The 8820-nt window shown below is 42.5% G+C and carries 4 protein-coding genes; 2 read left to right on the top strand and 2 right to left on the bottom strand.

Annotated elements, in window-relative coordinates; all coding sequences use genetic code 11:
* Positions 1-68 precede the first annotated feature (68 nt).
* Complete coding sequence (locus tag ASE55_RS01995) at positions 69-527, top strand: Lrp/AsnC family transcriptional regulator (protein ID WP_056214828.1); 459 nt, start codon at positions 69-71, stop codon at positions 525-527.
* Here ASE55_RS01995 and ASE55_RS01990 read toward each other — a convergent pair whose 3' ends face one another.
* Together ASE55_RS01990 and ASE55_RS01985 are read right to left on the bottom strand one after the other, a co-directional pair.
* Entirely contained in the window at positions 528-1562 is a 1035-nt protein-coding gene (locus ASE55_RS01990) for a bestrophin family protein (RefSeq protein ID WP_056214825.1), read from the bottom strand.
* A gap of 139 nt (positions 1563-1701) precedes the next feature.
* On the bottom strand, positions 1702-3774 hold the full coding sequence (locus tag ASE55_RS01985; protein WP_056214822.1) for a thiamine pyrophosphate-dependent enzyme: 2073 nt from the start codon (positions 3772-3774) through the stop codon (positions 1702-1704).
* Positions 3775-4001: 227 nt separating this feature from the next.
* Here ASE55_RS01985 and dnaE point away from each other — a divergent pair, with 227 nt between their 5' ends.
* Positions 4002-8675, top strand: coding sequence for a DNA polymerase III subunit alpha (gene dnaE, locus ASE55_RS01980; protein WP_056214819.1), 4674 nt, complete (start codon positions 4002-4004; stop codon positions 8673-8675).
* Positions 8676-8820 lie beyond the last annotated feature (145 nt).

The raw sequence follows: 8820 nt of genomic DNA, 5'->3' as shown, positions 1-8820 counted from the left end.
TATTTTAATTTAGTAGAAAAAAAGTTTTATATATTTGATAATCATAAACTTTTAACAAAAATTTATCTATGAACTTTGATGAAATTGATAAAAAATTGCTGCTTTTTTTACAGGAAGATTCAAAGCAGACCACAAAAGAGCTGTCCTATAAGCTCGGGCTGTCCGTAACTGCCGTTTATGAACGCATCAGGAAAATGGAAAATACCGGTGTAATTTCAAAATATGTAGCACTTTTAGACCGGCAAAAAATCAACAGGGATTTTATTGTGCTGTGCCATGTAAAACTTACACAGCATAAAAAGCAGCATGTGCTCCGGTTTGAAAAAGAAATCATGACGCTTGATGAAGTTACGGAATGTTTTCATGTAAGCGGAGACTACGACTATATTCTCAAAATAGGAGTCAGGGATATGCCGGATTACCGTAATTTCATGCTGACCAAACTCACCACATTAGAGCATATTGCCAGTACCCACAGCTCATTTATGATCTCTGAAGTTAAGAATACAACGGCAATTGTTCTGTAATTATACCAGGACTCCGTTTTTAGAGGCAATCGGGTCCGGAAGATCCGTTTCGCCGGCCATCTGCAGAAGGTCGATTTCAATGGTCCGGCAAATGGAAAGCATCGGAACGTCAAACATTAATCCCGCAAAAGGGTTTTCAGAATAATCCCCTACAAGCTCCATGATAATGTAAATCCACCCGACGATGATACAGAATGGAATGCTTACCCAGACACCCCAGTCACCAAGCTTGGCAAATTCACTTACCAGTCCTAACGGAAGCAGCATAATGAACAGGATATTGAATATAAACGCGGTACTGGCAAACTGCCTTGGAGAAGGGAATTTTTTAATTCTTTCCGCCTGGCCCTGATAGCCGTAGAACTCATTCAGGCACGTCTGTAACTGAAGCTGGTTGAATTCTGAAATTATTTTGTCGTTCTTCAGCTCATTGATATCCTTTGCCTGCTGAGAAATCAGGTAGGTCGCAAAATTTTTGTAGGTAGACTGAAGTTCTGCCTCTTCTTCAGAAAGGTATTTATTAAGGAAGATCGGGGTTCTTGTATAATCCGGGAATCCTGCTTTGATCAGCCTGTTCCGTTTGTGGTCGATATTCTTGAATTGGTCGGTTTCCTCAGCTTTGATATGTTCCCATTCGGTAGGCACCAAAAGCTGCTCGCGGAAGGCATACAGCCATGCAATATGGCGGCATATGATTTTTCTCCTTTTATCTTCAATGTCAGGCATGTTGGTCTCTTCAACATCCGTATTAAAAGCATATACCATAGCGGCAAAAGACCGGCTGGAATTCACGATTCCGCCCCATATTTTCCGGGCTTCCCATAAACGGTCATAAGCCTGATTGTTTTTAAAACCTACCAGGAATGCTTCGGCAGTACCGATAAGTGCCACCGGAACCCAGGGAATAATCATCCACTGCCAGTCCAGGAAATAAAAAACCAGTGCGATAAGGGTACACCAGATCGTTATAATAATAAGGTGCTTACCTGATAGATTCAGGATCTGCTTGGCATTAATGTATCTCGTTGTAATCATGAATAGGCTGTGTTGACGGCTAAGGTCAACGAATGGATAAGCAAAACAAATACCAAGACAGGATGTGGTATCAAAAAAATATGCTTCAACAAAAACAGTGTATAAAAAACCTCCGGGATATCCGGAGGCTGTATATTGATTACTGTGTAAGCATCTGTTCAATTTTCTTCGCGAGCTTTTCGGCATTCGGAAGCATTTCTTTTTCCAGGACCAGGTTGATCGGGACGGCCGGTGTATCAAGCGACCCCATGGTCTCAACCGGAGCATCAAGATACCGGAAGCAGTTTTTAGAAATTCTGTGGGCAAAAGCTTCTGCAAAAGAATTATTCAGCTGTTCCTCTGTCAAGACGATACATTTACCGTGGGCTTTTACCCTTTCGAAAACCAGTTCTTCATCCAGAGGGATTATGGTTCTCAGGTCAATTACTTCAATTCTTCCGCTAAAGTTTTTTGCAGCTTCTTTCGCCCAGTAAACGCCCATTCCGTATGTTACTACCAGTAAAGTCCGGCCTTTTTCGGTTTCTTCTTTGTCCGCTTCAATAATTACTTTCCCTTTTCCGAAAGGTAAAATATAATCTTCTGCCGGTTCTATTGTTTTGGCATCTTCGGTTCCCGGAACCTTACTCCAGTACAGGCCTTTATGTTCTAACATCACCACCGGGTTCGGATCGTAATAGGCTGCTTTTAACAGACCTTTGAAATCGGCTGCGTTACTTGGATACGCGATTTTGATTCCTTTGATATTTGCCAGAATACTTTCAACGCTTCCGCTGTGGTAAGGCCCGCCGCCGCCGTAGGCTCCGATCGGTACACGGATGATATTGCTTACCGGGAATTTCCCCTGGCTTAAATAACTTGATTTTGAAATTTCCGTAATCAGCTGGTTGATACCCGGATAGATGTAATCTGCAAACTGTACTTCAACAATCGGTTTTAAACCAACAGCGCTCATCCCTGTTGTAGAGCCGATGATATAGGCTTCCTGAATAGCTGTATTGAATACCCTTTTGCTCCCGAATTTCTTTCCTAAAGTCACGGTTTCACGGAACACCCCGCCGATTCTTTCTCCTACGTCCTGTCCGTAAAGCAATGCTTCCGGATGCTTCCACATAATCTCCTGAATGGCATGAATGGCGGCATCCACCATTACAATTTTTTCTCCGCCTTCCGGCTCGCGGGTTCCCGTTTCCTCTGTAATCGGAGTGGGGGCAAAGATATGCTGCATTACCGTCTCAGGCTTCGGATCTTCCGCTTTCTGGGCTCTTTCAAAAGCTTCTTCGGCTTCCAGGCGGGCCTTTTTGGTGATCTGTTTTAAAAGTTCTTCATCAGTACCGGCATCAAGCAGGTAATTCCTCAATATTTCTCCCGGGTCTTTTGCCCTGTGTTTGGTTAAATCTTCTTCATCCCTGTAGAATTCCCTCCGCACTCCGGAAGTGTGATGGCCGATCAGTACCGTTTTGGCACAGACTACCAATGGTTTTCTTTCGCTTCGTACAAAATCAACCGCTTTTTTCATCACCTCAAAACTTTCCACGAAATCGGTGCCGTCCACTCTCATTCTGCTCAGTCCGGTAAATCCTGCAACGAAATCATAGGCATCACAGGTTCTGGCTTCTTCTTTCGTTACGGAAATTCCCCATTCGTTGTCCTGAACCAGGAAAATAATCGGAAGCTGGTGCAGGGCTGCGAACTGAAGTGCTTCACTCACTTCACCTTCCGTTACGGAATTGTCTCCAAGGCTGCATACCACAACAGGGTTGTTTTCAAACTGCTGTAATTCAAAGTCCTGAATATATTTGATTCCCTGTGCAACACCCGTTGTCGGGATGGTCTGCATTCCTGTTGCGGAACTCTGGTGAATGATTTTAGGTTTATTTTCGTCCCTGCTGGAAGGATGGGAGTAATAAGATCTTCCTCCTGAAAAAGGGTCATCGGCTTTTGCAAGCAGCTGCAGCATCAGTTGGTAAGGCTCAAAACCTATCCCCAAAAGAATGCTTTCATCCCGGTAATAAGGGGAAACCCAGTCTTCTTTTTTCAGCTGGTATGCGGTAGCCAGTTGAATGGCCTCATGGCCTCTTGAAGTACTATGAACATATTTGGTAACATTTCTGTTTTCTTCGTAAATGTCTGCCATTGCCTTGGCAAGCATCATATGGTTGTAAGCCTTAAGCAGAACATCCTGAGAAACTTTTTCGTGAAGGGTATTTTCCATAGAAAGCAAAGATAAACAAAAAAATAAAATACTAACAATTGTTAGTATTTTCATGTAACAGAATGGTTTATATCCTATTATGCTTTTATTTTGAAGGTTCAGTCTTATTTGTCCTTATCAGATATATACACTGTCATTCAGAGAGATTTATAAAAACTAATTTCAAAAGACAAAAAATTGAAGTAACTTTACATTCTCTTTTTACTTTAAAAGCTGGAAAAAATTACATGTATTTAGTTTTTGACACAGAAACCACAGGGTTACCAAAGAATTTCAACGCTCCGCTTTCAGACTCAGACAACTGGCCAAGAATGGTGCAGATTGCGTGGCAGTTGCATGATGATGACGGAACGTTAATTGAAAACCAGGATTATATTATAAAGCCGGAAGGGTATGACATTCCCTTTAACGCAGCGAGAATTCACGGGATCACCACAAAGATTGCCAATGAAGAAGGCCGTGACCTCGAAGAAATTTTAAATGAATTTGCCAAAGTATTAGAAAATGTAAGGGTGGTTTCAGGGCACAATGTTGAGTTTGATTACAATATTGTGGGAGCCGAATTCTACCGTAAAAATATAAAAGACAACCTTCAGGAAAAACCGAAAGCAGACACCATGGTTCTCGGTACGGATTTCTGTCAGCTCGGCGGCGGCCGTGGCGGAAGGTTCAAACCTCCGAAACTGGAAGAACTGTACGAAAAATTATACGGTCATAAGTTTGATGAAGCGCATAATGCAGCGGCCGACGTAAATGCAACGGCTCAGGTATTCTTTGAAATGATGAGGATTGGGATTATTCCTGCTGAGGTGTTAAAGACTTCGGAAGATCAGCTTGCGTATTTCAAAACGCTGTACCCGGATCCGATAAAGCCGTTCAATATTGTGATCAGAAAGCAGGTTGCGGATTTCAACAGTAAGAAAAAACAGGCCGATGTAGGAAGTATTGATGATATTGATCTCGGAAAATATTTCAATTTCAATAACCACAGTGTTTTTTCAACCTTATCCGCTACTTCAAGCATCAATGACCTGATTAAAAAAGCTTCGGATGATCATTTCCCTGCTGTCGGAATGGTAGACCTCGGAAATATGATGGGAGCCTTTAAGTTCGTTTCAGCAGTAGAGGGTGCCAACAGCGACAGGGCTAAAAAACATAAGGAATATCTCGCTAAAAAACAGGAAGCTGAAGAAAAAGGGGAGCCATTCAGTGAAGAAGAGCCGGTTTCAGAACCGCTGATTCCTGTTGTAGGCTGTGAATTTTATATTTCAGACCGTTACGAGCAGAAACAGTTTACCAAAGATGATCCGGACAGAAGGACGCAGGTGGTTCTGCTGGCGAAAGATTTTAACGGGTATAAAAACCTGGCAAAGCTTTCAAGTATCGGGTTCTTAAAAGGGTTCTACTTCGGCGTTCCCAGGATAAGCCGCGATCTGATTGCCCAATATAAGGAAGGGATTATTGCATTGACTTCAGGAATCCACGGGGATATCCCGGATGCTGTTTTAAATACCGGTGAACAGAAAGGGGAGGAGCTTTTCAAATGGTGGAAAGATACTTTTGAAGATGATTTTTATGTTCAGATTCAGAATCACAAGCTGCCCGAAGAAGAGCATTTAAATGATGTTTTACTACACTTTGCCGATAAATATAACGTTAAAATTTTAGCGCAGAACGAAACTTTTTATACCAATAAAGACGATTCCAATATCCAGGATATCGTAAGCTGTATCAAAGACGGTGAGAAATTAACAACACCGGTCGGAAAAGGTTTCGGAAAAAGGCGTGGCCTGGCAACGGGAGAATATTATATCAAGAATTCCGATGAAATCAAGGAAGCGTTTTTAGCATATCCCGATGCTTTTGATGCATACGAAGAATTTACGGCGAAATTTAAGCCTTACACGTTAAAAAGGGATGTTTTACTGCCGAAATTCGATATTCCTTCAGAATTTATCCACACTGAAGATGATGTAGATGGTGGAAAACGTGGTGAAATGGCTTATCTGACCCATTTAACATATGAAGGTGCAAAAAAAAGATATGCAGACACCGGAATTACCGGTGAAATTAAAGAGCGTCTCGATTTCGAGCTGGAAGTTATTGCCAATACCGGATATCCGGGGTACTTCCTTATCGTTCAGGATTTCTGCAATGAAGCCCGGAACATGGGAGTGTGGGTAGGCCCCGGAAGGGGTTCCGCGGCAGGTTCCGCAGTAGCCTACTGTATCGGGATTACCAATGTAGACCCGATTAAATATGACCTCCTTTTTGAGCGTTTCCTGAACCCGGAAAGGGTTTCGATGCCGGATATTGATATCGACTTTGATGATGAAGGAAGGGATAAAATTATTAAATGGGTTGTTGATAAATACGGTAAAAATCAGGTAGCCCAGATTATTACCTATTCCGTGCTGGGTGGGAAATCTGCCATTAAAGATGCCGGAAGGGTTCTGGATCTGCCTATTCCCGATACCAACAATATTGCCAAGCTGATTCCTTCCACACCGGGAATGAATATTGCGAAAGCCCTTTCAAAATATGATAAATTAAGGCCGGAAGACCAGATGCTTGTTGATGAGATGAGATCGGTCCTGAGCAGTCCTTCAGATCCGCGCCATGATGTACTGGCGAGTGCAAAGAAAATGGAAGGATGCATCCGGAATACCGGGATTCATGCCTGTGGGGTCATTATTACGCCGGAAGATGTAAGTAACCTGGTGCCTGTAACCATCGCAGCAAAAGATGCGGATATTCTTGTCTCGCAGTTTGATAACTCGGTGGCAGAAAGTGCCGGTCTTCTGAAAATGGACTTCCTGGGCCTCAGAACGCTTACAATTATTAAAGATGCCCTGAAATTGGTTAAGCAGCGGCATGGAGTTGATATTGACCCTGATGAAATAGGGCTTGAAGACGCGAAGACCTATCAGCTGTTCAAAGAGGGAAGGACCATCGGGATTTTCCAGTATGAAAGCCCGGGGATGCAGAAATATATGAGAGAGCTTAAACCCACTGTTTTTGCCGATCTTATTGCCATGAATGCCCTGTATCGTCCGGGCCCGATTAAATATATCCCTAACTTTATCAACAGGAAACACGGGATTGAGGAAATTGTCTACGATTTACCGGAAACCGAAGAATATTTAAAGGAAACCTACGGGATTACCGTGTATCAGGAGCAGGTAATGCTTCTTTCCCAGAAGCTGGCCAACTTTACAAAAGGTGAAGCCGATACGCTGAGAAAAGCGATGGGTAAAAAGCAGATTGACGTTCTGAATAAAATGTACCCGAAATTCATTGAAGGAGGAAGGAAAAATAACCTGAATGAAGAACGGCTGGAAAAAATCTGGAATGACTGGAAAGCTTTTGCAGAATACGCTTTCAACAAATCCCACTCCACCTGTTATGCCCTGATTGCCTATCAGACTGCTTTTCTGAAAGCCAATTACCCGGCAGAATATATGGCGAGTGTAATGAGCAACAACATTAACAATACCGAATCCATCACCATGTTCATGGAAGACTGTAAAAGTATCGGTGTTGATGTTCTGGGGCCGGACGTAAATGAATCCCAATACAAGTTTTCCGTAAATGAAAAAGGGCAGATCCGTTTCGGCCTCGGAGCGATTAAAGGAATCGGGGAGGGCCCGAGTGAAGCGATTACCCGCGAAAGAGCAAACGGAAGATTCAAGAATATCTATGATTTCTTTGAGAGGATCCAGCCTTCACAGATGAATAAGAGGGTAGCGGAAAGTTTGGTACTGGCAGGAGCTTTTGACGAACTGGATTCTTTCCACCGAGGCCAGTATTTCGATATTGATATGGCGGGAAGAACCAATCTGGAAAGGCTTATCAGGTATGGGCAGAGCTTTCAGGAAAGCAAGCATGAAATGGAAAACTCTCTTTTTGCAGACTTTGCGGAAGAGGTTCAGATTGAACAGCCGAAATTGCCTCCTTGCCCGGAATGGCCCAATATGCACAAGCTGAATAAAGAAAAAGAAATTATAGGATTTTACCTCTCTGCGCATCCGCTGGATGAATTCAGGTATCACTACCGGTTTATGCAGGGACAGCTTTCCAAAAAAGCGGTTCTTGAAAAAGAAGAAGAGGTAAAGCTGGTAACGGATGAAGCTCCGGTTCTTGAACAGGAGACCCCTGAAGATGTAGCAGACTTGGTGGAAATTGTTTCCGATGAATTGCTGACAGGGGAGGAAATCATTGAAGAAGTAACCAAAAAAGCAGAGCCGAAAGGCGTATTCCAGTTCCTGAACCTTGATGAGGTGGATGCCTATAAAGAACAGGCTTTTGCCAATAAACAGGAAGAATTATTTGAGGAAAAGAAAAAAGACTGGAAAACGATACAGAAAGAACGCGAAAACGGCGGTGGCGGAAAAGAATATACCGTTGCAGGCCTGATTACGGAATATGTTGTGAAAGACGGCTTCAGAAGCGGTGAGAAAGTAGCTTTTGTAACACTGGAAGACTATTCCGGGTCCTATTCTTTCAGGTTGGGAGACCGGGATTATATGAAGCTGAAGGAAAAGCTTGAAGTGCAGCGTTTCGTTATTTTTAAAATCAAGTTTGCCCAGGTAAAAGACGGGCGGGTCTTCGTAAATGTAAATGAAGTAATTGAACTGCAGGAAGCATTTGAAAGATTTGCCAAGAGCATTTCCCTGGTAATGGATGTGATGGATTTCCGGCCGGAAGACCTCAGTTTTTTCCAGAAGGTACTGGAGAAAAATCAGGGAAACCAGAAAATAAAATTCTATATCAAGCATATGGATGATGACTCGCAGGTCGAGCATCTGGAAGTCCAATCGATGAAACATTCGGTTGATCTCAATGGTGACCTCATCAAAGAAATTCAGCTCCTCAACAAATATGAGTTCTACCTGAATTAAAAAAATATTGAATTGTAAAAGTGGCTCCGGCCACTTTTTTTTATTTTAAAACTTAAATATGGTATGCTTTTAAGCATACAGTTTATTATTGGTCCTTGATCATTTAAAAGAATAACATATTAATAATGATAAAAAAATAAATAAT

Source organism: Chryseobacterium sp. Leaf201 (genome assembly GCF_001421435.1).
Classification (GTDB): Bacteria; Bacteroidota; Bacteroidia; order Flavobacteriales; family Weeksellaceae; genus Chryseobacterium.
Note: the sequence above shows the minus strand (reverse complement) of the source record. Positions and strands in the feature narration are given on the sequence as shown.